General features: G+C 64.2%; 20 protein-coding genes, 3 tRNA genes and 1 other RNA gene. 16 read left to right on the forward strand and 8 right to left on the reverse strand.

Annotated features, from left to right (window positions below):
* Window positions 1-4: 4 nt before the first annotated feature.
* From QQF40_RS15320 to QQF40_RS15370, 11 genes are all read left to right on the forward strand, one after another.
* Window positions 5-80, forward strand: a tRNA-Glu gene (locus QQF40_RS15320).
* A gap of 35 nt (window positions 81-115) precedes the next feature.
* Window positions 116-190: transfer RNA gene (locus QQF40_RS15325), tRNA-Gly, on the forward strand.
* 369 nt (window positions 191-559) lie between these two features.
* Window positions 560-1,528 (forward strand): ABC transporter ATP-binding protein, encoded by a 969-nt coding sequence (locus QQF40_RS15330; RefSeq protein ID WP_285461843.1) that lies wholly within the window; start codon window positions 560-562, stop codon window positions 1,526-1,528.
* The gene (locus tag QQF40_RS15335; protein WP_043333883.1) at window positions 1,525-2,298 is read left to right on the forward strand and encodes an ABC transporter permease; all 774 of its coding nucleotides are present in this window, start codon (window positions 1,525-1,527) and stop codon (window positions 2,296-2,298) included. The genes QQF40_RS15330 and QQF40_RS15335 overlap by 4 nt, the downstream gene beginning before the upstream one ends.
* 133 nt (window positions 2,299-2,431) lie before the next feature.
* Window positions 2,432-3,310, forward strand: a complete 879-nt coding sequence (queF, locus tag QQF40_RS15340; RefSeq protein WP_175088401.1) for an NADPH-dependent 7-cyano-7-deazaguanine reductase QueF — start codon at window positions 2,432-2,434, stop codon at window positions 3,308-3,310.
* Between the two features lie 131 nt (window positions 3,311-3,441).
* Window positions 3,442-4,002, forward strand: a complete 561-nt coding sequence (locus QQF40_RS15345) for an NAD(P)H nitroreductase (RefSeq protein WP_285461844.1) — start codon at window positions 3,442-3,444, stop codon at window positions 4,000-4,002.
* A gap of 8 nt (window positions 4,003-4,010) precedes the next feature.
* Window positions 4,011-4,586, forward strand: a complete 576-nt coding sequence (locus QQF40_RS15350) for a YiiD C-terminal domain-containing protein (RefSeq protein WP_175088403.1) — start codon at window positions 4,011-4,013, stop codon at window positions 4,584-4,586.
* Window positions 4,587-4,787: 201 nt separating this feature from the next.
* Window positions 4,788-4,875: transfer RNA gene (locus tag QQF40_RS15355), tRNA-Ser, on the forward strand.
* Window positions 4,876-5,150: 275 nt separating this feature from the next.
* Window positions 5,151-5,432: a peptidylprolyl isomerase gene (locus QQF40_RS15360; protein ID WP_175088404.1), complete on the forward strand. Its 282-nt coding sequence runs from the start codon at window positions 5,151-5,153 to the stop codon at window positions 5,430-5,432.
* Window positions 5,433-5,526: 94 nt separating this feature from the next.
* The gene (locus tag QQF40_RS15365) at window positions 5,527-7,116 is read left to right on the forward strand and encodes an ABC-F family ATPase (protein ID WP_175088405.1); all 1,590 of its coding nucleotides are present in this window, start codon (window positions 5,527-5,529) and stop codon (window positions 7,114-7,116) included.
* A 181-nt stretch (window positions 7,117-7,297) separates the two neighbouring features.
* Complete coding sequence (locus QQF40_RS15370; RefSeq protein WP_175088406.1) at window positions 7,298-8,494, forward strand: BaiN/RdsA family NAD(P)/FAD-dependent oxidoreductase; 1,197 nt, start codon at window positions 7,298-7,300, stop codon at window positions 8,492-8,494.
* A 28-nt stretch (window positions 8,495-8,522) separates the two neighbouring features.
* Here the strand turns inward: QQF40_RS15370 and QQF40_RS15375 are convergent, their stop codons facing one another.
* Window positions 8,523-9,431, reverse strand: a complete 909-nt coding sequence (locus QQF40_RS15375; RefSeq protein ID WP_175088407.1) for a LysR family transcriptional regulator — start codon at window positions 9,429-9,431, stop codon at window positions 8,523-8,525.
* A 246-nt stretch (window positions 9,432-9,677) separates the two neighbouring features.
* Here QQF40_RS15375 and QQF40_RS15380 point away from each other — a divergent pair, with 246 nt between their 5' ends.
* Complete coding sequence (locus QQF40_RS15380; RefSeq protein WP_285461845.1) at window positions 9,678-10,874, forward strand: MFS transporter; 1,197 nt, start codon at window positions 9,678-9,680, stop codon at window positions 10,872-10,874.
* A 94-nt stretch (window positions 10,875-10,968) separates the two neighbouring features.
* On the opposite strand, the gene QQF40_RS15385 is transcribed toward QQF40_RS15380, so the two are convergent.
* The 4 genes from QQF40_RS15385 to QQF40_RS15400 form a co-directional block, all read right to left on the reverse strand.
* Entirely contained in the window at window positions 10,969-11,319 is a 351-nt protein-coding gene (locus QQF40_RS15385; RefSeq protein ID WP_175088409.1) for a YqjK-like family protein, read from the reverse strand.
* A gap of 34 nt (window positions 11,320-11,353) precedes the next feature.
* Window positions 11,354-11,776, reverse strand: coding sequence for a phage holin family protein (locus QQF40_RS15390; protein ID WP_043333873.1), 423 nt, complete (start codon window positions 11,774-11,776; stop codon window positions 11,354-11,356).
* Entirely contained in the window at window positions 11,776-12,114 is a 339-nt protein-coding gene (locus tag QQF40_RS15395; RefSeq protein WP_082388358.1) for an ElaB/YgaM/YqjD family protein, read from the reverse strand. The genes QQF40_RS15390 and QQF40_RS15395 overlap by 1 nt, the downstream gene beginning before the upstream one ends.
* A 427-nt stretch (window positions 12,115-12,541) precedes the next feature.
* Window positions 12,542-13,756: a phospholipase A gene (locus QQF40_RS15400; RefSeq protein ID WP_285461846.1), complete on the reverse strand. Its 1,215-nt coding sequence runs from the start codon at window positions 13,754-13,756 to the stop codon at window positions 12,542-12,544.
* Between the two features lie 448 nt (window positions 13,757-14,204).
* On the opposite strand from QQF40_RS15400, the gene mscK reads away from it, so the two are divergent.
* The gene (gene mscK / locus QQF40_RS15405) at window positions 14,205-17,750 is read left to right on the forward strand and encodes a mechanosensitive channel MscK (RefSeq protein WP_285461847.1); all 3,546 of its coding nucleotides are present in this window, start codon (window positions 14,205-14,207) and stop codon (window positions 17,748-17,750) included.
* 145 nt (window positions 17,751-17,895) lie between these two features.
* Here mscK and QQF40_RS15410 read toward each other — a convergent pair whose 3' ends face one another.
* The 3 genes from QQF40_RS15410 to QQF40_RS15420 form a co-directional block, all read right to left on the reverse strand.
* A complete protein-coding gene (locus QQF40_RS15410; protein WP_285461848.1) occupies window positions 17,896-19,107 on the reverse strand; it encodes an ABC transporter substrate-binding protein in 1,212 nt (403 codons plus the stop codon).
* Between the two features lie 92 nt (window positions 19,108-19,199).
* On the reverse strand, window positions 19,200-20,897 hold the full coding sequence (locus tag QQF40_RS15415; RefSeq protein ID WP_285461849.1) for a sensor histidine kinase: 1,698 nt from the start codon (window positions 20,895-20,897) through the stop codon (window positions 19,200-19,202).
* On the reverse strand, window positions 20,894-21,727 hold the full coding sequence (locus QQF40_RS15420; protein WP_285461850.1) for a response regulator transcription factor: 834 nt from the start codon (window positions 21,725-21,727) through the stop codon (window positions 20,894-20,896). Before QQF40_RS15420 ends, QQF40_RS15415 begins: the two co-directional genes overlap by 4 nt.
* A gap of 179 nt (window positions 21,728-21,906) precedes the next feature.
* Between QQF40_RS15420 and QQF40_RS15425 the strand changes: the two genes are divergently transcribed.
* From QQF40_RS15425 to dnaX, 3 genes are all read left to right on the forward strand, one after another.
* Window positions 21,907-23,085 (forward strand): AbrB family transcriptional regulator, encoded by a 1,179-nt coding sequence (locus tag QQF40_RS15425; RefSeq protein WP_285461851.1) that lies wholly within the window; start codon window positions 21,907-21,909, stop codon window positions 23,083-23,085.
* A 129-nt stretch (window positions 23,086-23,214) separates the two neighbouring features.
* An RNA gene (gene ffs, locus QQF40_RS15430) (signal recognition particle sRNA small type) lies at window positions 23,215-23,311 on the forward strand.
* 416 nt (window positions 23,312-23,727) lie between these two features.
* Window positions 23,728-25,953, forward strand: a complete 2,226-nt coding sequence (dnaX, locus tag QQF40_RS15435; RefSeq protein WP_285461852.1) for a DNA polymerase III subunit gamma/tau — start codon at window positions 23,728-23,730, stop codon at window positions 25,951-25,953.
* The last annotated feature ends 46 nt before the right edge of the window (window positions 25,954-25,999 follow it).

The raw sequence follows: 25,999 nt of genomic DNA on the forward strand, positions 1-25,999 counted from the left end.
GTACGTCCCATTCGTCTAGTGGTCCAGGACACCGCCCTTTCACGGCGGTAACAGGGGTTCGAACCCCCTATGGGACGCCATTCTGTTTTACGCCGCAGTTTTTGTGTTTCGACAGGCGGGAATAGCTCAGTGGTAGAGCACAACCTTGCCAAGGTTGGGGTCGCGAGTTCGAATCTCGTTTCCCGCTCCAGTCGAATGTGACGTTGCAAGCAAAAGCATGACATAGCAGTACGCCATCGCCTGACAGACACGATCATCGTGTTACGTCACTGGCGATTTTTTTGTGCCTGGAATTCCTCTCCACCCTGTTCTGCGCCGCTCGCTGGTGCTGTCCCCCGCGTGATTTTCTCTCTCTGCTTGTTTCCCGTGGCGCACTGATGCCTTTCTGCCGTGTGTCTGATGTGGCAGCGCCGAATGCGTTACCATGCGCATCCAATATCTTGCGTCTGATTTTCATGTTCGCGGACTGCGCAACAATGCCATCACTGGTGCGCAATTGTTCTCAGATGCGTCTTTTCTGCTGTGCTGACTGACAGCGTCAATCGATTACAGGTGTCCGATGTCACGACCTGCCTTGTCTATCCGTGGCCTGACCAAGGTCTACGGCAACGGTTTTGAGGCGCTCAAGGGGATTGATCTTGATGTCCCCGAGGGCGATTTCTTCGCGCTGCTGGGCCCCAATGGGGCCGGCAAGTCCACGACCCTCGGCGTGGTGAGTTCGCTGGTGCAGAAGACCGCAGGCAAGGTCGAGATCTCAGGGATCGATATCGACAAGGACTTCTCGAAGGCCAAGTATCACCTCGGTGTCGTACCGCAGGAGTTCAACTTCAATCAGTTCGAGAAAGTGCAGGACATCGTGATGACCCAGGCGGGTTATTACGGCATGCCGATGAAGGAAGCGCGCCCGCGTGCCGAGCGCCTGCTCAGGGACCTCGGGCTGTGGGACAAGCGCGACACTCCGTCACGCATGCTGTCCGGTGGCATGAAGCGCCGCCTGATGATTGCCCGTGCGCTGATCCACAAGCCGCGTCTGTTGATTCTCGATGAGCCGACGGCCGGTGTGGATATCGAATTGCGCCGCTCGATGTGGGAATTCATGCGCCGCATCAATCGTGAGGAGGGCACCACCATCATCCTCACCACGCATTACCTGGAAGAGGCCGAGAGCCTGTGCCGCAACATCGCCATCATCAACCATGGCGAGATCGTGCATAACACCAGCATGCGTGAGCTGCTCAAGGAGCTGGATGCAGAAACCTTCCTGCTCGACATCCGTGAGCCGCTGACCAAGGCACCGGTGATTGCCGGGTTCGAAGTTTCCTTGAGTGATCCTCAGCAGCTGGCGCTCGCCGTGCGCAAGGGCCAGTCGATCAATACCGCCTTCGCGGCGCTGGATCGCGCCGGTGTCACCGTGGTGTCGATGCGCAATCGTGCCAACCGTCTCGAGGAGCTGTTCGTCGACCTGGTCGAGCGTTCCAACGCCGAAAGCGGTATCGCCTCCAATGTTGCCAAGGAGATCACGCAGTGAACCCCCGTCAGCTATGGGTGGCTCTGGTCACCATCGTCGTCAAGGAAGTCCGTCGTTTCACGCGCATCTGGCCGCAGACACTGTTGCCGCCTTCCATCACCATGACGCTCTATTTCGTCATCTTCGGCAATCTCATCGGCTCGCGCATCGGCACCATGGACGGCATCAGCTACATGGATTACATCGTGCCGGGGCTGATCATGATGTCGGTGATCACCAACTCGTATTCCAACGTGGCCTCGTCATTCTTCTCCAACAAGTTCCAGCGCAGCATCGAGGAGCTGATGGTCTCGCCACTGCCATCGTGGATCATCCTGCTCGGCTACATCATCGGTGGCGCCGTGCGCGGGCTGGGGGTCGGCATCATCGTGACCGCCGTGGCCTTCCTGTTCACGGACCTCGATATCCATCATCCCTTCCTGACCATCATGGTCGTGGTGCTGACGGCGCTGCTGTTTTCCATCGGTGGCTTCATCAATGCGCTGTTCGCCCGCAAGTTCGATGACATCTCGATCATTCCGACCTTCGTGCTCACGCCGCTGACCTACCTGGGGGGCGTCTTCTATTCCATCCACATGCTGCCGGAATTCTGGCAGACGGTGTCGCTGGCCAACCCGATCCTCTACATGGTCAACACCTTCCGCTACGGCATTCTGGGCGTCTCGGATATCAGCGTCGGCCCGGCGATGGCGGCTATCGTGGCCTTCATCATCGGCCTGTTCGCCTTCGCGCTGTGGCTGCTGGAGCGTGGCAAGGGCATCCGCAGCTGAAGATGTCGCCCAGACGATGATGGTAAGATGCGCGCTATTGCGCCAGTGCATGCAACGCCGGCTTCTGCCGGCGTTCTGCTGTCTGCGCCCCTGATACCGATGCGTTATTGGCCTATTTCACTGGAGTGCTGTCATGGCTCACCCCACTGCCGTCAACGTGCCCGATGAGGCGCGCCCCGAGACCCTCAAGGATGCCCCGCTCGGGCGAGAATCCGCCTATCCCGAGCACTACGATGCCAGCCTGCTGTTCCCCATCACGCGGGCAGCCAACCGTGGCCCCATCGGCATCGATGACGCGGCGTTGCCGTTCGTCGGTGAGGATGAGTGGCACGCCTTTGAAGTCTCCTGGCTGGATGAGGCCGGCAAGCCGTGGGTGCGCGTGGCCCGTTTTCGCCTGCCGGCAGCCTCGCCGAACCTGATCGAATCGAAGTCCTGGAAGCTCTATCTCAACAGTCTCAATCAGAGTCGTTTCCCCGATCAGGCAGCGGTGCAGGCAACGCTGGAGCGTGACCTCGCCGCCGCGGCCGGTGCGCCGGTCGAGGTGCGCCTGATGGAGCTGGACGATGCCGAGCTGGACGTCGGGTGCCTGCCGGGAGAGTGCCTCGATGACTTGCCGATCAGCGTCGAGCACTACACGCCGTCGCCGGAGCTGCTCAGCGCCGATGCCGCCGACATCGTCAGCGAAGACCTGCACAGCCATCTGCTCAAGTCCAACTGCCCGGTCACTGGTCAGCCCGACTGGGGCAGCGTCTGGATTCGTTATCGCGGCCCGCGTATTGATCGCGAGCGCCTGCTGGCCTATCTGATCAGCTATCGCCAGCACCAGGATTTCCATGAGCACTGCGTAGAGCACCTGTTCGTCGACCTGATGGCGCGCGTGAAGCCCGAGTCTCTGCTGGTGATGGCGCGCTACGTGCGGCGTGGCGGCCTGGATATCAGCCCGTGGCGCGCCACGGCGGATCTCGAGGTCGAGGCCCGCGCCAGTCTGCCGCTGCGCCTCTCCCGGCAGTAGTCGTCTATGTCTCCTCGCCGGTCAGATAGCGCCTTGCCAATCAGATAGATAGCAGCGAGTGATGAGACGACGTACCGGCGACATGCTAGTCTGAGAATCATTCTTATCTTAAGTCTGTGACAGGAGAGACGATGGACGCGCTGACGTTACTGCATGAACGCAATTCCATGGGCAAGTTGATGGCGCCGGCCCCGAGCGCTGAGCAGATGGAGGCCATCTACCAGGCCGCCCTGCGCGCGCCGGACCACGCCGAGCTGACGCCCTGGCGCTTCATCGAATTCACGGGGGCCGGGCTTGAGCGTCTCGGCGAGCTGTTCGCCGAGGCGGAGCGCAACAAGTCGCCGGCCGGTGACGAGGCCGCCCAGGCCGCTGCCAGCAAGAAGCCGCTGCGTGCGCCGATGGTGATCGCGGTGATCGCCAGGGTCACGCCGGACCACCCCAAGGTGCCGCGTGTCGAGCAGGTGGTCAGTGCCGGCTGTGCCGCCCACGCCATGCTGTATGCCGCTCAGGCCCAAGGGCTCGGTGGCATGTGGCGCACCGGTGGCTACGCCTTTGACCCCATCGTGCACGCAGGGCTGGGCATGGGCGAGCAGGATGAGCTGGTCGGCTTCCTCTATCTTGGCACCCCGGGCGGACGCCTCAAGCCATTGCCGAACCGCAACAGTGCCGACTTCGTCGAACGCTGGCAGTGAGGCGCTGAATGAACGAGCCGTCGCGCTTGAGTGGTGAGGCCTGGCCACCGTTGCCTTTGCCGCGTGACGGGCAGGGGCGGTCGGGCAGTCTCGTGGCACCGGTCAGCGACGACCTGTCACGGTTTCGTGGCTGGCTGACGCAGGCGATCCCGCTGGCTGCTCATCTGGGGCTTGTCGAGATGCAGTGGTCAGAGCCCGAGCGTGCGACGGGTCAGCTGAGCTGGCATCTGCATCTGCCGCCCAATCTCAATGACAAGGGCACTGCCTTCGGCGGCGCCATGAGTCTCGAGGCGACCCTGTGTGGCTGGAGCTGGCTGACGCTCTGGCTACGTGCCCGCGGTATCCAGCGCGATATCGTGGTGTCGCAGGCCAGCCAGCAGTTTCTGGCTCCGGTCAGTGGCGACTATCACATCATCTGCGCGCCGGATGACATGGCGGCGCTGCACGAGGTAGGCGAGCGCCTGGCGGCAGGACGGCGAGCACGACTGTCGCTGACCCAGCAGCTGTGGTGTCAGCTCGAAGGGCAGTCCGCTCCGCGACTGTGTTTCGAGGCCCGTGGCGATTACGTGGTGCTGGGGCCGTGATGACGAGCACGGCCTCGGGCCAATGGATGGGTCGAGAGCACAGATTGAAAGCGCAGGGCGGAGGCAGAGCGAGTGCACTGACGCTATCTATCTGAAAGTTTTTGGAAAAAAGGCTTGCGCCACTCGAAGGTTATCGATAATATACGCCGCGTTCTCAAGGGAAACACGACGCAGTCGGGTGACCAATGAGAGCACTGATCTGGAGGGGTGTCCGAGTGGTCGAAGGAGCACGCCTGGAAAGTGTGTAAGTCGAAAGGCTTCGAGGGTTCGAATCCCTCCCCCTCCACCAGATTCAGAAAAGCCCGCATCTCACGATGCGGGCTTTTCGCGTTTCTGAGCGAGCTATCGAGCTTGCACTACAGCGTCTGTCATCCTGAGCTGTTATCATGCCCGCCTTCAGACTCACCCCATCGCCTGTCGAACCTTTCCCGAACGCCTGATCGACACTCATGACGCTGTCATGCCGTCAGTGGCGTGCTCGGGTGACGTCGGGTCCGCCTCCGGAATGCCCGGGGCACGAGATGGCGTGAGGCAAGACCGATTCCGCCTGCAAGAGGACATGAGATGGCTCGTATTGCCATGGCACGCCACATTCTGGTGAAGACCGAGGCCGAGGCGCAGCGTCTCAAGCAGTCACTGGAGCGCGGCCAGCCGTTCGAGAAACTGGCCAGGAAGCACTCCACCTGTCCCTCCGGCAAGCAGGGCGGTGACCTGGGCGAAGTGCGTCCCGGCCAGATGGTCGGCGGCATTGATCGCGCCATCTTCAAGGGGCCGCTCAATACCCTGCAGGGGCCGCTGAAGAGCAAGTTCGGCTATCACCTGCTGGAAGTCTTCTTCCGCGGCTGATATCTGCCAGGCCTTTGCGGCTCCCCGTATCTCCCGGCGCCAGCGTGACACTTCGTCACCGCCCACCTTTTTCATTTCAAACGGATATTCCCTCGTGATCTCTACCGCCAATCTCACCATGCAGTTCGGTGCCAAGCCGCTGTTTGAAGACGTCTCCGCCAAGTTCGGGCGTGGCAATCGCTACGGTCTGATCGGCGCCAACGGCTGCGGCAAGTCGACCATGATGAAGATTCTCGGTGGCGATCTGGAGCCGTCCGGTGGTCACGTCATGCTCGAGCCCAATACCCGTCTGGGCAAGCTGCGCCAGGACCAGTTCGCCTATGAGGAATACACGGTGCTCGACACCGTCATCATGGGTCACGAGCGTCTGGCCGTGGTCAAGGCCGAGCGTGACCGCATCTACTCGCTGCCGGAGATGAGCGAGGAAGACGGCATGAAGGTCGCCGACCTCGAGGTCGAATTCGCCGAGCTGGATGGCTACACCGCCGAAGCGCGTGCCGGTGAGCTGCTGATGGGCCTCGATATCCCCATCGAACAGCACCTGGGGCCGATGAGTGAAGTCGCGCCGGGCTGGAAGCTGCGCGTGCTGCTGGCGCAGGCGCTGTTCTCCGATCCTGACGTCCTGCTGCTCGATGAGCCGACCAACCACCTGGACATCAACACCATCCGCTGGCTGGAAGGCGTGCTGACCGCGCGTTCCAGCACCATGATCATCATCTCGCACGACCGTCACTTCCTGAACAGCGTCTGCACCCACATGGCGGACCTGGATTACGGAGAGTTGCGTCTGTTCCCGGGCAACTACGACGAGTACATGACCGCCGCTACCCAGGCGCGTGAACAGCTGCAGGCCGACAACGCCAAGAAGAAGGCACAGATCGCCGAGCTGCAGTCCTTCGTCAGTCGCTTCTCCGCCAATGCCTCCAAGGCCAAGCAGGCGACCTCGCGTGCCAAGCAGATCGACAAGATCCAGCTCAACGAGATCAAGCCGTCCTCACGCGTCAGCCCGTTCATCCGCTTCGAGCAGACCAGGAAGGTCCACAACAACGCGGTGATGATCGACAAGCTCTCCAAGGGCTTCGACGGCAACACCCTGTTCGAGAACTTCAGCTTCACGGTCGCCGCCGGTGAGCGTGTCGCCATCATCGGCCCGAACGGCATCGGCAAGACTACGCTGCTGCGCACCCTGGTCGGCGAGATGCACCCGGACGCCGGTGAAGTGAAGTGGACCGACGCCGCGGACGTCGGCTACTACGCGCAGGACCACGCCCATGACTTCGCCAACGACATGAGCCTCTACGACTGGATGGCGCAGTGGACCGGCGGCGGCGAGCAGGTCGTGCGTGGCACCCTGGGTCGCATGCTGTTCTCCAATGACGACATCCAGAAGTCGGTCAAGGTCATCTCCGGTGGCGAGCAGGGCCGCATGCTGTTCGGCAAGCTGATCCTCAAGCAGCCCAATGTGCTGGTGATGGATGAGCCGACCAACCACCTGGACATGGAATCCATCGAGGCACTCAACCTCGCGCTGGAAAACTACCCGGGCACCCTGATCTTCGTCAGCCACGACCGCGAATTCGTCGGTTCGCTGGCCACCCGCATCATCGAGCTGAAGGCCGATGGCGTGGTCGACTTCTCCGGCACCTACGACGACTACCTGCGCAGTCAGGGCGTCATCGTCTGAGGCGCGCCGTGACTGGCTAGTCTGTCCGGTCTGACAAGACACCCTCATCGTCTCTGACGGTGGGGGTGTCTTGTTTTCCATGTCCGGCCGCTGGCTGCGACAGGCTTCTGGTAGAATGCCGGCCCGCGTGTGTCTGCACGGCCGATTCCCTTTCCTTTCTTCGCTTCACGGAGTGTCCCGCATGGCCACATACGACGTCATCATCATCGGCGCAGGCGCGGCAGGCCTGATGTGTGCCGCCACGGCAGGCTATCAGGGCAAGCGCGTGCTGGTGCTGGACCACGCCAACAAGGCCGGCAAGAAGATCCTGATGTCCGGCGGTGGGCGCTGCAACTTCACCAATCTGGATGCCGGCCCCGCCAACTTCTTCTCGCGCAATCCGCACTTCTGCATCTCGGCGCTCAAGCGCTACACGCCGCACCATTTCCTGGAACTGGTGGAGCGTCATGGGCTGGAGCACGTCGAGAAGAAGCCGGGACAGCTGTTCTGCGCCGATTCCGCCAAGGATCTGCTGGCGATCCTGCTGACGGAGTGTGAATGGGCCGGGGCGGAGATTCGCCTGAGTACGCGCATCACCTCGCTGGAGCGCGCGGGCGAGGGCATGCGGGTCGAGACCAGCAATGGCACGCACACGGCGGGACGCGTGGTGGTGGCCACCGGCGGCATGTCGATCCCGACGCTGGGCGCGACCGGCTTCGGCTACGACATCGCGCGCCAGTTCGGGCTCGAGGTCACCGAGACCTACGCGGCGCTGGTGCCGTTCACGCTGACCTCGCAGTGGAAGGAGCGTCTGTCGCCGCTGTCAGGGCTTGCCTGTGACGTCAGTGTCACCGCCGGCAAGGGCCATTATCGCGAACCGATGCTGATCACCCATCGCGGGCTTTCCGGACCGGCGATGCTGCAGGCTTCCAGCTGGTGGACACCCGGTCAGCCGCTGGACATCGACCTGCTGCCGGGCGTGGATGCCTACGCCGAGCTGCTCGCCCTGCGTGAGCAGCATCCCAGACGCCAGATCGGCCCCTGGCTTGGCGAGCGCCTGCCCAAGCGCCTCGCCCAGTCGCTGGTCGAGTGGCAGGACGCTGATGCCGGCCGCATCAGCGAGCGCAGTCTCGCCGAGCTCTCCAACGCGCGTCTTGAACAGCTGGCCAAGGCGCTCAATCACTGGCAGCTCAAGCCGGCGGGCACCGAAGGCTGGCGCACCGCCGAGGTGACGATGGGCGGCGTGGTCACCGATGCCATCTCACAGAAGGACTTCAGCGTGCGCGATCTGCCGCAGCTGGCCTTCATCGGCGAGGTGCTGGATGTCACCGGCGAACTGGGCGGCTACAACTTCCAGTGGGCGTGGTCCTCGGCGGTGGCCTGCGGCCTGAACTGCTGACCGGCACCTTCTCGCCACTGGCTGCGCCTCACGCCATCTGCTGGCGGATGGTGGGCAGGCGCTGCTCGACCAGCGCGACGAAGGCCTCGATCACCGGACGGGCCGGTGTGGTGGGGTAGTGCAGTTCCAGCGGTACCGCGCCGAGTGCCGGGCGCAGGGGAATGAACTGGCAGCCATCACGTTGCAGGCGGCGAATGCAGCCGGGCGCGATGGCGACTCCCAGTCCCGCCGCGACCTCACTGAGCAGTGTCTGCATCAAGGCCGGTTGTCGCTGGATGCGTGGTGAGAAGCCGGCATCGCCGCAGGCACTGATGATCTGATCGAACAGCCCCGTCGCCTGCCCGCGCTGAAACAGCACGAAATCCTCCTGCGCAAGCTCGCTGAGAGCCAGTCGCTTGCGGTGCGCCAGACGATGCCCCTCGGGTACCACCGCCATCAGCCTATCCTCGTAGACTGCCACGGCGGTCAGGCTGTCACGCTGCTCGCTGGGGAGCGGGCGCGACAGCCCGATGTCGATCTCGTCACGCGCGAAGGCATCCAGCTGCTGCTGGGCACTCATCTCATGCAATGACAGGCTGACCTCGGGATGGTCGCTGACGAAGTCGCGCATCAGTCCGGGCACGAAGCTTGCGCAGGCCGAGCTCATGTAGCCGATGCGCAGTGTGCCGGTCTGGCCGCTGGCAGCCATCGCCACGCGCTTGCGTGCCTGTGCCTCAAGCGCCAGCATGCGCTGCGCTTCTTCAAGCAGGGCCTCCCCCGGTGCCGTCACCTTCACTTCCCGCGTATTGCGCCACAGCAGGCTGACGCCCAGCTCGGCTTCGAGGTCGGCGATCTGGCGGCTGATGGCGGGTTGCACGGTATGCAGCTCACGGGCGGCGGCCGAGAAACTTCTGTGCGTCGCCACCGCGACGAAGGTTTTCAGTGTGCGGAGTTCCATGCCGGCCCTCGTGGCTGATTGATGTCCAGTCAGTATAAGTCATATCAAGTATTGTCATTTCTATTATAAGCCTGCACTCGCTAGTCTGAAGGCCTGCCAAGCCTCCCTTCGTCAGTCTCTGCCGTCTCGCCTTGTCTCCTGTTTCTGGCTGATTGCCGCTGGCCTTGCCTCGCGAGCACACAAGCCAGCGAGAAGGCGGGGCGCGTAGCGGCTGTCAGGAGGGTTCTGAATTCGAGTGGAGCCAATATGACGACATCAACGAGTGGAGTGGCCGCGCAGGATACGCGCGGGCCCTCACAACCGCTTTCTGCCGGCGGCCGTTTCACGCTGCTGGCCATTGCCTGTCTGACCATCATGGTGGGCACCGTGGTCGCGCCGGGGCTTCTGAGCATCGCTTCGGCGCTTGAGGTGGAGAGCCATGCCAGCTGGCTGATCACCCTGCCGTCGCTGGGTGCCGTGCTGTTTGCCCCCATCGCGGGGCGCATGATCGATCGTATCGGTGCCTATCGCGCGCTGACAGGCGGGCTGTTTCTGTATGGTCTGCTGGGGGCAGGCGGTGCCCTGCTGGAAGGCATGGTGTCGGTATTTGCCGATCGCATCCTCTTGGGGGGCGTGACCGCGCTGGTGATGGCGGGGGGCACCACGCTGATCTCCGAGTGGTACCACGGCCATGCGCGTCTGGCGATGATCGCCCAGCAGGGCATGTCCATCGAGCTTGGCGGGGTGATCTTCCTGTTCGTCAGTGGTGTGCTGGCGGGGTTTGCCTGGCAGCTGCCTTTCCTGCTCTATCTGCTGGCGTGGCTGCTGCTGGCCATGCTGTGGATGATGGTGCCGAGGCAGTCACCTGCAGCCCCTGATGAAACGGCTGGCCAGTCGGGTCAGCAGGCGCTGTCAGCTTCGCTCACCAGTGTCTATCTGGCGGCGGCCATGGCCATGACCCTGTTCTTCACCGCCATCGTCATGCTGCCCAAGCGCCTGAGCCTGCTGGGGCTGAACGAGGCCTCCACCGGCATCTTCCTGGCGGCGATCTCGCTGGTCGCGGTGGTGGCAGCGATGCTGATGCCAAAGGTCTCACGTGCCTTGCGCGAGATGCCGACGCTGGTACTTGCCTTCCTGCTCTATGCCGGCAGCCTGTTCGTCTTCCAGCAGGCCGAGAACATGACCCTGATGAGTGTCGGGGCCGTCTTGTCCGGCATGGGCTTCGGCTTCTCGATCCCGTTGCTCAACCACATGACGGTGGAGCGCAGCCACGCCTCGGTGCGCGGTCGCAATCTCTCCTACCTGACGATGGCGATCTTCCTGGGACAGTTCCTGACGTCCTTCCTGGAATTCCTGCCCGGTGACGGTAGCAATGTCTTCGGCGCCGCCGCCGTGCTGGGGCTGATCTTCGCGGTGCTCTATCTGGGCGTGTATCTGCTCAAGCGTGACAGCCGCAGCGCCTGATCGCGGCAGGGGTCACGGAGCTGCACGTCGCAGAGACGAAAAAAGCCCCGCCACCTGAATCTCAGGTGGCGGGGCTTTCGCTGTAATGCCGTGATCATTTGTCGAACAGTACTCTCAGACGGCGAATCATCACCCAGCCCATCAACCCGCGCTTGAGCAGGCTCAGGCCCTTCTTTGGCCGGAACCCGCCCCGCGCCGCGATCAGGCCGCCCACCAGCACCAACGGACCGCGGTATTGCTGGACCTTGGCCCAGCCGCGGTCGATGGGGGCGGTGGCCTCCTTGAGTTCGCGCATCGCATGGCTGACATCGAGGCGCTGCTGACTGATGCGTGCTTCGAGTTCCGCACGCCGGGCGTCACGCGGATGTGCTGACCGGCGTCCGCTTCCCTGTACGGGGGGCAGCGCCGGCTCGCGTCGCGCGAGGGACTGTCTGGAAGAACTCATCTCGTCTCCTTGGCAGGCACTGGCAGGCGGGGCATCAAAGGTTTTCGCGTTGGCGCTGGCGTTCCAGCGCGTCGGCACGCACATCCTTGAGGCTGTCGCTGTCACGGCTCAGGTTGCTGAGCGTGGAACGCAGCAGGCTGCGCTGGGAAGCGATCACCTTGACGCGCCAGGCGATCAATCCCCCCAAGGCCAGCAGGATACCGCCGCTCAGGGCGATGGCCAGCAGGCGATGGGTATCCCAGAAGGCCACGACCACCAGCAGGATCGCCAGGCCGATGCCGAAGCAGATCAGCATCAGGGCGATACCCGACAGCAGCAGCATCACGAACAGCCGTTCGCGTTCTTCCTCGAGCTCCAGCACGGCGAGACGCAAGCGCGTCTCGCCACTCTCGACCAGGCTCGCAGTCAGACGTCGGATGGCGCCAAGTACGCGTTCAACCGGCCCTTGCTCCTGCATCAGCGACGGCCAAGCAGCATGCCGACGACGACACCGGCGGCCGCGCCGATACCGACACTGGTCCACGGATTGTCGTGCACGTAGCGGTCAGCGCAGTCAACGGATTCGCGTGCGCCGGCGGCGAGACGATCGCCCTGGGCGCTGAGGCGGGCGCGGGTGGCTTCCAGGCGAGTCTGGGCGCGGGCGCGGGCTTCCTTCATGCTCTCGCGGGAATCTTCGGCCGAGGCGTGCAGCAGTTCCTCGACGGTCTGGGACAGATGGCGCAGATCTTCCTTCAGCTGGTCGGTGTTGGCACCGGTCGCGGAAGTGGTGTGATCGCCGATCTTTTGCATAGCCATGGTGTAACTCCTTCCCGTATGTCGAATCAGATTTCGCGAATGGTGAGCGCGGTGTTGTCTGCGCTTGACTCTCGAACTCTCTCTTCCCTGGGGCGCCGCAGGCGGCAGGGCATGACCTGAATCCACTTGCACGAGACTTCCTGCAAGTATCGTCAGCACGTCGTCATGACGTGTCTTGCGTGGTCATGCACAAGTCGTGGGGGTCGAATGCGACAAACACAAGGGCAAGACACGCACAGAGCACGATATCGCCATGTCGCGTGCGGGAGGCATGATCTGGATCATGGATGTGCCACCTGGCGCTCATGGGCAGTCCACATGGGCGGTGCATACGGTGGGCAGATGGCAAGACGGGCAGCCTGGGCTGCCCGTTGCGGGAGGGGTATGCGAGTTCCTTGATCAGGTCTCCTGCATCAGAACTCTTGCATCAGGTCTCTGGCGAGCCGGCGAAGAAGGTATTGATCGAGAAGCCCAGGCCAAAGCGATTCACGCTGTGGTCGTAGTCGATCAGGCTCTCACCGTAGCCGTGGTAGTACTGCACGTAGCCACGCACCTTGCCGAACAGCGGGAAGGAGTAGTCGAGCTGGTTGCCGTAGTTGCCCTTGGAGGGGTTGCCACGCACCATCCAGGTGACTTCGTGCTGATCGGAGGTATAGCCGACCGTGATGTCGCCATAGCCGATGTAGTTGTAGAGGTCCGGATTGTCGTCCTCGCCGGACTCCTCCGGTACGCGCCAGTGCGGCGTGACCGCGATGGCCCAGTCACCGTTCTGGAACATCATGTCGGCGTAGACACGGTTCCAGCTGCGCGACAGCGGGTCGGAACGTCCGTTGGACTGATGCGCGAAACCGATGCGGTTGCGGGTATTGGTCCAGCCGAACAACTCATAACGATTGTCGAACTGCAGGAAGGCTTCCGGTTCGTAATTGGTCTCGCGGAACGGCGCCGAGGCATCGGAGTTGTAGGCCTGCCACCAGCTGCGCTGGGTATAGGCGAAGAACAGGTCGCCATTGTCACCGAAGATGTCATCCATCAGCTCGACCTTGAGGCTGAGCTGGTATTTCACCTCGGTCTTGTCCACCTCGCCTTCCCGGGTGACTTCGGCAAAGCCGTTGGCATCCGGGTTGGTGTTGTAGGCCCAGGGCAGCAGGTAGTTGCGCTTGTAGGCGGTGATGGCAAGCGGATTCTTCTCGGCATCGTCCTCGAGAACGACACGCTCCTTGGCACGCTGCTGGGCCAGGCTTTCATCGAGGGGCGCGCCAGGGCTATGGCCTTGCGCCCCCTCGGTTTCAGCCGCCTCCGCCGAGTCGCGAGCGTAGTCCGCATCCTCCCGGTTGGAGAGAAATACCTGCTCGGTACGCGGGTCACTCTTGACGTCCTCCGCCGTGCCTGGCGCAGAAGCTGCCAGTTCGCGCCAGTCAGCCTGACTCATGGCACCCGCACGGGCCTGGGCGGCAGTCATGCCCAGTGCTTCGGGAGCGAAACGCTCGCCGTTGGCCAGTACCACGCGTCCTTCGGCATCCATGGTGTAGGGCACGTCGGCCGCTGCTGGTGCGGCAGCACCCAGCAGTACTGTGGCCAGCACTCCCGAGAGGCGTGCAGGAACGGACCGGAATCCGATGGAGGCAAGGCGGAGGGGCATGGAAGTATCCTGTCGGTTACACCGCGGCGGGGGAGCAGGGCATTATGGAGCAATGCTCATGACATGTCTGCCATTCTACTGGCGGCGCAGTGTCCGGTTCCAGCACGAAGATTCCGACAGGTGCGTCGTCTCGATGCGACGATGCATGTCGCTCACGCTGGCCTGCAAGCAGTGCTTTTTCGTCCTGTTACTCTTTGCTTCATGCTTCACTTCGCTGTCTAGTTCATTCTCTCGTTCATTCTCTCGTTCATTCTCCCCCTTATCCTTTGCTGGGCGACGCCGGCGGACGTTTGCCGACAAGGATTGCGTGGGATGCAACGCCAGTCGACAATGCGGCCCTTGCCCGCGTCTGCGGCCTGACACGATGTCATTCTGCATGGCTGACGGCGGCCTGGCGGGGCAGCAGAGCCGATGAAAAAGCGCGGTGGTGATCATTGAGGAGACAGCTGTGACAGGTGACAAGCCCTTGAGACTGATGATGTTGGCAGGCGCCTTGCTGCTGATGGTGCTGCTGGCCTGGGTGCCGGCCACGGCCAGTGCGGATGCCCCGAAGCGTGCTGATGTCCAGACTCAGCTTGAAGACCTGCAGAGCGTCGAGAAACCGGATGCCGACACTCGTCAGCGTATCGCGGACCTCAAGGATACCCTGACGGTGCTTGACGACCTCGCCGAGGCCACCAGCAGCCTGAATTCCCTCAAGAGTGAGGTCAAGGAGGCGCCGGCGGAGTTGGCGAAGGCGCAGGCCGAGCTGGCGCGTCTGCCTCAGGACTACACCCCGCCCAGCATCGCGTCACTGGAAGATGAGTCGGTCGAGGCGCTGGACAAGCGCATGACCTCGATCCTCGACTCGCTGCAGAAACTGCAGGACAAGCTGGCCGATACCAACCGGCGCCTGATCAATGCCCAGAGCCTGCCGGAGCGTTCGCGCTCGACCCTGGCCGATGCGCAGCAGCAAGTGCAGCGCCTGCAGACCCAGCTGGGTGGCAACACCGATGCCGACCTGTCCGGTACCGGGCGTGACCTGATCGAGGCCCGCCTGGCATTGGCCGAGACGCGTGGCGAGCTGAGTCATTCAGAGCTCAATTCAAGCTCTCTGCTGCGTGAGCTGGCCCAGGTGCGCAAGACCCTCTACAGCCGCCAGATCGCCAATCTGGAGCAGGGCCTGGAACAGATCCAGACGCTGGTCAACGACAAGCGCCGCAACCAGTCCGAGCAGACCATCGCCGATGCCACCAGTGGCGCGAATGCCGCGCTGGCCGACAATCCCATCTTCCAGCAGGTGCTCAACCGCAATCGCGAGCTCAGCAGCCAGTTGCTGGCGATCACCGATCGCGTCAACGCCGTGATTCGCGATGGGCTGGAGGTGCGCACCCAGCTTGATCGCGTCACCCAGGTCGAGCGCACCATGAGCGAGCAGATCGAGGCCATCAAGGGCAGCGTCCTGCTGGCACGTATCCTTCGCGAGCAGCAGAGCCGCCTGCCGCAGGTCGATGTGCGCAAGGACTTGAAGGAAGAGATCGCCGACCTGCGCCTCAAGCAGTTCGAGCTCAACAAGGTGCGCGAACAGCTCGCCGATATTCCGGGCTATCTCGATTCGCACGTGCTGGGCGAGGCCGCGGCGCTGGAGCGCCCCGGCGGCAATGCCGATGTCAGTCAGGTCAGCGCCGAGCTGCGTCAGGCGTTGATCGGTCAGCTGGAGGCGCGCAAGGAGCTGGTCGACAAGCTCGACAAGGAATACGACAGCCTGCTGGCACGCGCCATTGATCTGCAGCTCAACCAGCAGCAGTTGCTCGAAGTCTCCGGACGCCTGCGCCAGACCATCGAGGAGCAGCTGTTCTGGGTCGCCAATGGCAAGCCGCTGGATCTGGAATGGCTGTCACGCACCCCGGAAATGCTTGCCGAGGAGCTCAAGCCCACCGTCTGGCGCGGCGTGGTGGCGGGGCTGTCCAAGGGCTTTCAGCTCAGTGACCTGTGGGTGGCGCTGCCGGGCTTGCTGCTGCTGATCTTCATCACCTGGAAGCGTTCACGCATCCGCGCGCGCCTGGCGGATCTGCATGCCCAGATAGGGCGTCTGAAGCAGGACACCCAGCTGCATACGCCGCGCGCCATTCTGCTCAACGTCCTGCTGGCCATTCCTGGCGCGCTGGCGCTGGCGCTGATCGGCGGTGTGCTATCGCTGGGTGAAGGTCTCATGCTGTGGGCGCTGGGGCAGGCACTGTTGAAGCTGTCGCTGGCGTGGGGCATCTTCGCCATCTTCCGCCGGTTGCTGGTCAAGGACGGCGTCGCCGAGCGTCACTTCCAGTGGCCGGCCACCTACGTGGCGGAGCTGCGTCGCCATATCTGGTGGCTGGGTTTCGCGCTGCTGCCGGTGGTGCTGACCACCAACATCATCAGCGAGGCTGACCTCAATCTGCTCGAGCGTCCGCTGGGGCTGGCCATTCTGTTCGTGGGCCTGATGGCGATGAGCTTCTGTCTCTCGCGGCTGATTCTGGCGCATGTGCCTTTCTTCGGGCTCAAGCTGTTCCGGCTGATTCTGGGCCTTGCGATGGCGCTGGTGCCGGTGGCGCTGGGCGTGCTGATCTGCCTCGGTTACGAGTACACCGCGCTGCGCCTGTGTGGCCGCTTCATCACCACCATCTTCCTGTTCGGGGCCTGGATTCTGGTGGAAGCCACCGTGGTGCGCGGTCTGGCAGTCGCCGCGCGGCGACTGGCCTATCGTCGCGCCGTGGCGCGTCGCCGCGCCCAGGTTCAGGAGGGCGCCGAAGGCGGTGTCGAGGTGGTGGAAGAGCCGCCGCTGGACATGGAGCAGGTCAACTCCCAGTCACTGCGTCTCTCGAAGCTGATCCTGGTCATCAGCTTCCTGGCGATCTTCTATGTGGTGTGGGCCGACCTGCTCAATGTGCTCAGCTATCTCGACAGCGTGGTGGTGTGGGAAATCGCCGCCTCCGTCGAGGGTGATTCGGCGACGCCCATCTCGCTGGCGGATCTGATCGCGGGCATGATCACCCTCGCCGTGGCGGTGATGATGGCGCGCAACCTGCCGGGCTTGCTGGAGGTCTCGATCCTGTCGCGGCTCGAGCTCAAGCAGGGCTCGAGCTACGCGATCACTTCGCTGCTGTCCTACGTGATCATGGCGACCGGCTTCGTGATGACATTGGGCAGCATGGGTGTCAGCTGGGACAAGCTGCAGTGGCTGGTGGCGGCATTGAGTGTCGGGCTGGGCTTCGGTCTGCAGGAGATCTTCGCCAACTTCATCTCGGGCCTGATCATCCTGTTCGAGCGCCCGGTGCGCATAGGCGACACCATCACCATCGGCAACCTGCATGGCACGGTCAATCGCATCCGGATCCGTGCCACCACGGTGACGGACTTCGATCGCAAGGAGATCATCATTCCCAACAAGGTGTTCGTCACCGATCAGCTGATCAACTGGTCGCTGTCGGACAACGTCACGCGGGTGGTGCTCAATTTCGGTGTCGCCCATGGCAGTGATCTGGATCTGGCGCATCGGCTGCTGATGCAGGCCGCCCAGGAAAACAGGCGAGTGCTCAAGGATCCGGAGCCGCTGGTATTCTGCCTGTCCTACAACCAGGACAACTTCGGCTTCGAGTTGCGCATCTATGTCAATGACCTGACCGATCGCCTCTACGCCACCGATGAGATCAACCGCTGGGTGGATGCACGCTTCCGTGAGCATGGCCTCAAGGTCGCCTTCCAGCAGATGGATGTCTGGCTGCATCGTGACGATGGCACCGAGCGTCTCGTCGAGCAGCGCAGCGCCTCGGCGGAGCCGTTGCGCCCCGCCAGCGGCTCACCGGAAAGCAGCGAGACGGAAAGCACCGAGTATCAGAGCAGCGAGCACCGGGAAGGGGGTGCACTGATCGCGCGTCGCAAGCCCACTGAGGGCCTGGCAGGCCGTGAGGATGTCGGGCTGCGCGAGGCCGCACCGGACCCCGATGGTAGTGATGGCGGCGGAGATGCCGGCGGTCGCTGACGCTGAACCTTTCCGCTTGTCTCATTGAATGCCGCATGGCATCACGCTCAAGGCGCCCCGTGGGGCGCCTTGAGCGTGATGGGCTCGGTCCTGTGTCCAGTCCGTTTACAGAACGGGAGGGGCTAGCCAGCCCTGACGACACGCATCATTGGTTCAATTCTGGCGGCGTGGCTGACGGGGGGTGTCTCTGATTCTGGCCCTTGCCCTGGCTCGCTTCACTGGCAAAGGGAGCAGGGGCCTCGAATTCCAGTACCCAGCGGCTCAGGAAACTGGCCTGCTTGAGGCGATCGAGTGTCGCCAACAGGCCCGGGCCGATCTCGATCGGGCGTAGCGCATCGCCCAGTTGCTCGCGCATATGCTGTGCGCTGCCCTCGCCACTCACCTCGGGGTGCAGTGCGCCCAGCTGGCTGTCGCTGGCCACCGCCTGCTGACCCTCCAGACTCAGCCACCAGTCGAGAAAGGCCTCACCGGCCTCGGGGTGAGGAGCCTGCTGGGGGACGAAGGCCAGCCGGCGCTGAATCAGCACGTAGTCTTCCGGCACGATCACCACCAGCTCCGGGTGGGCGCGGGCGAAGGTCACCGCATAGGGGCCGACCAGGTTGTAGGCGATGTCCACCTCGCCGCTGGCCAGTGCTTCGAGCATGGCGCCGCTGGTGCTGACCAGTCTGGCATCGGCCTGACCCATGGCGCGTACCAGCGTCCAGTAGCGCGGCGATTGACGGGCATCGGACACGGCATAGGTAAAACCGGAGCCGCTGCGGCGCGGGTCATAGCTGATGATGCGACCGCGTAGCTGCTCGCGGCGTGTCTCGAGGAGATGCCAGAAATCGCGATGGCTGCGCAGCACATCGAGGGGGTTGCGCAGGCCGTCGAGGTCCGCCAGTCGCTTGAGCGCATCACGTCGCGCCACCATCACGATCGGCTCGAAGCTCATCGCATACAGCTCATTGCGCCAGCGTGAGTTGGCCGGCCAGGCGGCCAGATTTGGTGCGTCGAGTGCCAGGGCGTGCCCCTGGTTGGCGAGTCGGTACTGCAAGCCCATCGCCGAGGAAATCATCAGGTCGGCCTGCGGCGTCAGCGGTGCCTGCAGATACTGTGCTTCAAGCCCCAGGGCGGAGCGATTGACGTAGTGCAGCACTCGCTCAGGGTGCTGGCGGCTGTAACGCAGCAGCAGCGGACGAATCTCGGGCAGATCCAGCGCGGCGTGGATCGTCAGGTCGGCCGCGAGGCTGGCGCCACTGTCAGGCGCGGGCGCCGTGAGTGGCTGGCCGCCCTGCAACCACAGCGATTGATGCTCTTCGAGCAGCGGATCGAAAGCCGCCCGGGTCGCCGCCTGACTGACGGGGCTCACAAGCATGGCCAGCGCGAGGCAGGCCGTCAGTCGTCCAGCGCGCCGTCTGCCCGAGCGGTGATTGTCAGAAAGCTGTCGTCCGGTTGGCGGTCGTCTCACTAGCATGCTGTGCCTCCTGTCCTGGCAGGCTTGCCGGCCTGTGCTGATTCATCATCCCCATCCATTCTCACCTCAGGCGCTGCACAGGGTGCCAGATGCAGACTGACGCATAGCCCGCAGGACGCGCCTGGCTCGTTTGCCTCGTTTGCCCGGGATGCAGAGTCAGCAGCCTGCGTCACGCTGCGTGCTGTCGAGTCGCTGAGCGTCAGGCGCGCATCGTGGTGTCGCGCGATGCCATCGACGATCGCCAGCCCCAGTCCGGCTCCCTCGTGATGCTTGAGCTCATCGTGCTGCTGCGCCGGCGTCTGGGCATGACTGTCGGGCTGGGTGTTGCGGTGGAAGGGGCGCAGCACCAGCAGGCGCCGTTCGGCATCGATGCCCGGGCCGTCATCCTCGACACTCAGCCGCCAGCGGCCCGCCAGTGTGGCACTGTCCGCTTGCGCTGGTAGAGCATCGCTCGGCGCCGCCATCCGGCTCAGGGTGAGTGTGACGGTGCGCGCGCCGTGCTTGCAGGCATTGTCGATCAGGTTGGCCAGTGCTTCCTCGAGCTGCCACTCGATGCCCAGCGTCCAGGCGGCGCCATCGATATCCGGGGCGATCTCGAGGCCGAGGTCCACCCCGGCGCGATCACAGCGCAGGAACAGGCGGCTGACGGTGGCGCGCGCCAGCGCTGACAGCTCCAGCGGCACGCGCGGCGGCTGCACTTCCGGGTTGTTGAGTCGTGTCAGCGACAGCAGTTGATTGGCCAGATGTGCGGTATGGCTGGCGGTGGCCTGCATCTGGCCCAGCGCGGCATGCCAGGCGCTGGGGTCCTGCTGACGCAGTGCCAGCTCGGCGTGAGCGGAGAGTCCCGCCAGAGGGGTGCGCAGCTGGTGGGAGGCATCACCGATGAAGCGCTCCTGATTGGCGCGCACGCGGCGCATGCGCGCCAGCAGGTCATTGATGGTGTGCTTGAGTTCTTCGAGCTCGCGCGGCAGGGGCAGGTTGAGCGGCGCTAGGCTGCGAGAGTCACGTTCGCGAATGGCGCGACGCAGCCGGGTCAGCGGTGATAGCGCCAGCCGTATGCCGATCAGCACCACCAGCAGCGCCAGCGTGGCCATGCCCGCCAGACGCACCAGCGAGCCACTGAACAGCTCACGCGTCAGGGTGTCTCGCCCCTCGCGGGTATGGGCGACGCGAATGCTGTAGCGCTGGCCGTGGCGTGGGTCATCGCCCCAGCCGCCCAGCCGGGTGTCGAGGCTGCCCAGCCGCAGTGCCTGCCCCTGCCAGGCGATATCGCGAAACGACAGCTCGCCGCTGCGTCCGAGCGATTCCTGTGGGGTCAGGCGACCATCGGCGGCGCGATTGGCGTCCGGCAGGTGGGTATTGCCGGTGACCTGCTCGCCATCGGCGTCCACCAGGCTGTAGAAGACGCGCTCCTGGGCGTCGGTTGCCAGCATCTCGAGGGCGGCGGGCGGCAGATCGAGCCACAGCTGGCCGTCCTGCCATTTGACCTGCTCCGCAATGGTGACCAGCGAGGCCTCCAGCAGCCGGTCATAGGCGCGGTCCGCTGCCTCGCGCGCCGACAGGAATGCCTGCACCAGCAATAGCGTGCCCAGCGCCAGCAGGGGCAGCAGCAGCCAGCTCAGCAGGCGCCGATAGAGGCTGATGCTGCGTTTTGCCGCCGTCTGCGGGCGTGGTGAGGGGGCGGAATTCAAGCGCTGCCGTCCGTGGTCTGTTCCAGTAGATAGCCAAGGCCCCGGATGGTGCGCAGATTGACGTCGCTGCCTTCCAGGCGCTTGCGCAGGCGATGCACATAGACCTCGATGGCGTTGTCGCCCACGGCTTCCTCCTCGCCGAAGGCCTCACGGGTCAGGCGCGCCTTGTCCACCGGCTCGCCGGCATGCTGGATCAGACAACCCAGCAGGCGCTGTTCACGGGGCGGCAGCGCCAGTGGGGAATCGGCGATCAGAAAGCGTGCATTGAGTGGCTCGAAGGCCAGGCTGCCGAGGGTCAGGCGTGGGGCGATGCCCGGCGAGGGCGCTGGCTGCTGACTGGCCTGCTGGCTGGCCTGAAGAGTGACATGGCGGCGCAGCAGGGCGCGCACGCGGGCTTCCAGCTCATCGAGCACGAAGGGTTTGGCAAGATAGTCATCGGCGCCCAGGTCCAGCCCGCGCACGCGATCTTCGATGGCGCCGCGCGCGGTGAGAATCAGCACCGGTGTCTGGCGGTCGTGCTGGCGCAGCGCGGCGAGAATCTCGAGCCCGGAAGCGCCGGGCAGGTTGAGGTCGAGCACGATCAGCGCGAAGCCGTGATCGCGGTGGGTCGACAGGCATGCAAGTGCCGCAGCGCCATCGGCCAGGTGGGTGACCGCAAGGCCCTCGGCGGAAAAGACGCTGCATAGCGTGTTGGACAACAAGGCCTCGTCCTCGACCAGCAGCAGGGCCGGGGGCGGTGCGGTGGCTGGGCCACGCGCTGAGGCGTCAGCCGCTGAATCGTCAGCCGTTGAGCCGTCAGCCGCTGAGGGGAGTGAGTCGGGAGAAGTCATCCGGGCTCCGCAAATGCGCGTGAGGTACGCGACAAGAGTGATGAGAGTCAGGCTCAGGACCGGTCTGCGACCTGCAGTGGCCGCTTGAAGGCGTAATAATGCCTCAAACAGGCAGCCAATGGCGCTTGCGCCAGCGTATCATTGGTGGCCTGTTTCGTGTCGCTGACAAGGAAGCCAGCATGCCATTCATTCCGCTGCAGCGCCTCAAGGTGCGCGCCTCTCGTCTCTCGCCAGCCCATTGGCTCACGGCTGTCATGTCGCTCAGGGCTGCTATCTCGCTCACGGCTGTCACGTCGCTCAGGGCTGCCGTCTCGCTCAAGGCTGACGCGCCGCTCAGGCCGCTGCTGACCTCACTGTCGCTGGGCGTGGTGGGTGGTTGGCTGTTCCAGCTCACCGGCATGCCGCTGGCGTGGATGCTGGGGCCGCTGGTCGCCAACCTGCTGGGCGCGATGGCCGGGTTGAGGCTCGGTGTGCCGGACCGCCTGCGCAACCTGTTTCTGGGCGTACTGGGTCTGACGCTGGGCGCGCGCGTCTCACCGGAGCTGGTCTCGCACCTCTCCAGCTGGTGGTTGTCGGCGTTGCTGCTGCTGGTGGGGGTATGGGCCTCGACGCTGGCCTGCGCCGCCTGGTATCGCCGCTGTGGTTTTGACGCCACCAGCGCGTGGTTCTCCTCGGTGCCCGGTGCGCTGACGGCGATGGTGGTGATCGGCGAGCGCATCGGTGGCGACCCGCAGCGCATCGCGGTGGCGCAATCCTTGCGAGTGCTGCTGGTGATCATGATTCTGCCGCCGCTCTATTGGGTGCTGGAAGGTGCGTCGGGCACGCCCGGCATCGGCAGCGATGTGGCGGTAAGCGGCCTGTGGTTGATCGCGGTGCTGCCGATTCTGCTACCCCTGGCCAGGCGACTGCGCATACCGAATGCCTCGCTGTTGGCGCCGCTGTTGTTGGCGCTGGTGCTGTCGCTTGGCGACGTGGTGCGTTTCTCGCCACCGGTGTGGGGCACCGATGTCATGCAGCTGGTACTGGGCTGCGCCATCGGGGCGCGCTTCAAGGGTCTTGCGCCGCGGGTGCTGGTCGGGGTGATGGGCCAGTCGGGCGTGGCGACCCTGATTTCGCTGTCGGTGCTGGGCTGCTTTGCCGAATTGATCCATCAGCTGATGGGGGTGCCACGTGACGTGGCCTTCCTCGCCCTGGCCCCTGGCGGTATCGGCGAGATGGCGCTATTGGCGGTGGCGCTCGATCTCGACCCGATATTCGTCGCCTTCCATCACCTTCTGCGCCTGATCGTCCTGATGCTGTTGCTACCCGTGATGGCGCGTCATTTCCGTCACCGCCATGCGCGTGAGGCAACGCTATAGCCCGCGGCGCGATCTCCCCTTGTGAGGGCGGCGATGCGCTGTTATAGTGTGCGCCTTGATCACGCCAAGTGCTTGAAGTTCAAGCGATTGGCTCGGTAGTTTGCCGAATGATCATGTTTGTGGTGGCCCTGTCGGTCCTCCCGCAATGCTAGGCTGCAAACCCCGCCAGGCCCGGAAGGGAGCAACGGTAGTGGCTGACGCGTGTGCCGGGATGTGGCTGATGGGGCCGCCTCCATTTCAGGGCCCTGAAAGTGGCTGCTCATGAAATGTCCGCATCATCCCGCCTGCTGTGCAACGCTCCATCGCAACCCCTTGCAAGACCTTCGCTTCACGCTGCCTGAAGCCTTTCGCCACACCCTCGCTGTCTGAACCTGTCATCTCCTGCCTGACCCGAGCCCCGCTTGGCGTTTCGTCGTACCCGTAATTCGGGGGCGCACCACGCCTGTCATCCGGCGTCGTGCCCTCAATCCTGATGCGCAAGTGGCATCGCGCTTTGAAGCCACACGGCAAGTCGCTAGAATGAGCGCATTCTCAGCGAGGCCACGTCATCGGTCTCCGTCTGTCGATCGTCGGGGGTAACGCCCAGCCGGGTCGTGCAGATTTCAGCTCATGTTTCAGATCGCCCAAGGAATGCCCCGCTCAATGAGCTATCAGGTATTGGCGCGCAAGTGGCGCCCGCGCAATTTTCACGAACTGATCGGTCAGGAGCATGTCAGCCGTGCGCTGGTCAATGCCCTCGATCAGGGGCGCCTGCACCATGCCTATCTGTTCACCGGGACCCGCGGTGTCGGCAAGACGACGCTGGCACGCATTCTGGCCAAGTGCCTGAACTGCGAAGAGGGCGTCAGCTCCAGGCCGTGTGGCGTGTGTGGCACCTGTCGCGAGATCGATGATGGCCGCTTCGTCGACCTGATCGAAGTCGACGCCGCCTCGCGGACCAAGGTCGAGGACACGCGTGAGCTTCTGGACAATGTCCAGTACGCGCCGACCCAGGGCCGCTACAAGGTGTATCTCATCGATGAGGTGCACATGCTGTCGACCCACAGTTTCAATGCGCTGCTCAAGACGCTGGAAGAGCCGCCGCCCCATGTGAAGTTCCTGCTCGCGACCACGGATCCGCAGAAATTGCCGGTCACCATCCTGTCGCGCTGCCTGCAGTTCACGCTCAAGAACATGCCGCCGGTGCGCGTGGTCGAGCACCTGTCCGACATTCTCGCCCGCGAGGAAGTCAGCTTCGAGGAAGACGCACTTTGGCTGCTCGGCAAGGCCGCCGATGGCTCGATGCGTGACGCCATGAGTCTGACCGATCAGGCGATCGCCTTCGGTCATGGTCAGGTACGGCGCGAAGATGTCGCCGCCATGCTCGGCACGCTGGATCACCGCCATGTGCTGGCGCTGCTGGAGTGTCTGGCCTCGCTGGACGCCGCGAGTCTGCTGGCGGAGGTCGCGACACTGGCCGAGCAGGGGCCGGACTACGGCGGGGTGCTGGACGACATGGCCTCTGTCTTCCATCGCCTGGCGATCGCCCAGATGGTGCCGAGCGCCCTGGACAACGGGCATGGCGACCGTGATGCGCTGCTGGCGCTGGCCAGCCGTTTCACCGGTGAAGACGTGCAGCTCTATTACCAGATCGCCCTGCAGGGGCGTGGCGACATGGCCAACGCCCCGGATGCGCGCACCGCGCTGGAAATGACGCTGCTGCGCATGCTGGCCTTCCGCCCGCAGGGCGTGCCGCGCCCGGCGCAGACGCCGCTGCCGATGACCGGCCAGGCGGAGGGGGCGAACGCGCCTGGCGCTCAAGCCCCGGCGCCTGTTCAACAGGCTCCTGTTCAAGAAGCCCCGGTTCAGCAGGCTCCTGTTCAAGAAGCCCCGGTTCAGCAGGCTCCTGTTCAAGAAGCCCCGGCTCAGCCTCAGCAAGCGCCGGCGGCCCCGGTGGCGCCCGCGCCCCAGCCTGCTGCTCCAGTGGCCGCGCCAGCGACCGACGCACAGCCGCCGATGGCCGACGAGCCGCCCCCGTGGGCGACGACGGAGGACGTTCCGCAGGACGCCCGGGATGCCGGCTTTCGCGACGTAGCGCAAGACGCGCCTCAGCCAGCGGCCGCGCCGGTGTCGGCGCCAGCGCCAGAACAGACGGCAGCTCCCGCACAGGCGCCCGCTGCGCCCAGTTCGGCGATGTCACGCCTGAGTGCCGCCTTCGGTTCCGCGCCAGCACAGCCAGAAGCTGCTGAGTCATCGGCTCCGCAGCCCGCTGAAGCCGTACCAGCAGCACTAGAGCCCGCTGAACCTGTACCAGCAGCGCTAGAGCCCGCTGAGTACTCAGCGCCAGCACAACCCGAGCCCGCTGCATCGCCGGCGCCTGAGCCGGTCGCAAACGAGCCAGCCGTGGCAGAGCAACCGATGCCGGAGCCGGCACCCGCACCTGTGGCTGCGCCCACGTCAGCCCCGAGCGCCCCTAGTGCCGATGGTCGCTTGAATCACGCCGCATGGCTGGAGCTGTTCCCCTCGCTGGGGCTGGGCGGCATCACGCGCAATATCGGCGCTCATTGCCTGGTCGAGCACGACGACGGCACCCACCTCAAGTTGAGGCTGGACCCCGCCCAGTCGGCGATGATGGCCGAAGTCCACCAGGAGCGCATTCGCAAGGCGCTGGCGGGCCAGGGTGTGGAGCGTGCGCTGGAGATCAGCGTCGCGCCGCTGCCGGAGGGTCTGGAAACGCCGCACAGTCGTCGCATTCGTCTGCTGGGCGAACGTCACGCGCGCGCGGTTGAAGCCTTGCGTGCTGACCCGCATATCCAGTCCATGGAGCAACAGCTGGGTGCTCGTCTGATCGAGGAAAGCGTCAACTCCTTCGAGCCGGACAACTTCTGATCGAGCGTCGGCGGTGCCGGGCATCGCTGACGCTTCCCCGATTTCG

The organism is Cobetia sp. LC6, from assembly GCF_030264805.1.
Classification (GTDB): Bacteria; Pseudomonadota; Gammaproteobacteria; order Pseudomonadales; family Halomonadaceae; genus Cobetia.

What these genes read in the sequence shown, in the direction of transcription:
- QQF40_RS15375 (WP_175088407.1), bottom strand. Translation starts at nt 9,431, where the DNA reads ATGGAACTCCGCACACTGAAAACCTTCGTCGCGGTGGCGACGCACAGA.
- QQF40_RS15425 (WP_285461851.1), top strand. Translation starts at nt 21,907, where the DNA reads ATGCCATTCATTCCGCTGCAGCGCCTCAAGGTGCGCGCCTCTCGTCTC.
- QQF40_RS15350 (WP_175088403.1), top strand. Translation starts at nt 4,011, where the DNA reads ATGAACGAGCCGTCGCGCTTGAGTGGTGAGGCCTGGCCACCGTTGCCT.
- QQF40_RS15380 (WP_285461845.1), top strand. Translation starts at nt 9,678, where the DNA reads ATGACGACATCAACGAGTGGAGTGGCCGCGCAGGATACGCGCGGGCCC.
- QQF40_RS15330 (WP_285461843.1), top strand. Translation starts at nt 560, where the DNA reads ATGTCACGACCTGCCTTGTCTATCCGTGGCCTGACCAAGGTCTACGGC.
- QQF40_RS15390 (WP_043333873.1), bottom strand. Translation starts at nt 11,776, where the DNA reads ATGCAGGAGCAAGGGCCGGTTGAACGCGTACTTGGCGCCATCCGACGT.
- QQF40_RS15395 (WP_082388358.1), bottom strand. Translation starts at nt 12,114, where the DNA reads ATGGCTATGCAAAAGATCGGCGATCACACCACTTCCGCGACCGGTGCC.
- QQF40_RS15360 (WP_175088404.1), top strand. Translation starts at nt 5,151, where the DNA reads ATGGCTCGTATTGCCATGGCACGCCACATTCTGGTGAAGACCGAGGCC.
- dnaX (WP_285461852.1), top strand. Translation starts at nt 23,728, where the DNA reads ATGAGCTATCAGGTATTGGCGCGCAAGTGGCGCCCGCGCAATTTTCAC.
- QQF40_RS15410 (WP_285461848.1), bottom strand. Translation starts at nt 19,107, where the DNA reads ATGCTTGTGAGCCCCGTCAGTCAGGCGGCGACCCGGGCGGCTTTCGAT.
- queF (WP_175088401.1), top strand. Translation starts at nt 2,432, where the DNA reads ATGGCTCACCCCACTGCCGTCAACGTGCCCGATGAGGCGCGCCCCGAG.
- QQF40_RS15345 (WP_285461844.1), top strand. Translation starts at nt 3,442, where the DNA reads ATGGACGCGCTGACGTTACTGCATGAACGCAATTCCATGGGCAAGTTG.
- QQF40_RS15370 (WP_175088406.1), top strand. Translation starts at nt 7,298, where the DNA reads ATGGCCACATACGACGTCATCATCATCGGCGCAGGCGCGGCAGGCCTG.
- QQF40_RS15420 (WP_285461850.1), bottom strand. Translation starts at nt 21,727, where the DNA reads ATGACTTCTCCCGACTCACTCCCCTCAGCGGCTGACGGCTCAACGGCT.
- QQF40_RS15385 (WP_175088409.1), bottom strand. Translation starts at nt 11,319, where the DNA reads ATGAGTTCTTCCAGACAGTCCCTCGCGCGACGCGAGCCGGCGCTGCCC.
- QQF40_RS15400 (WP_285461846.1), bottom strand. Translation starts at nt 13,756, where the DNA reads ATGCCCCTCCGCCTTGCCTCCATCGGATTCCGGTCCGTTCCTGCACGC.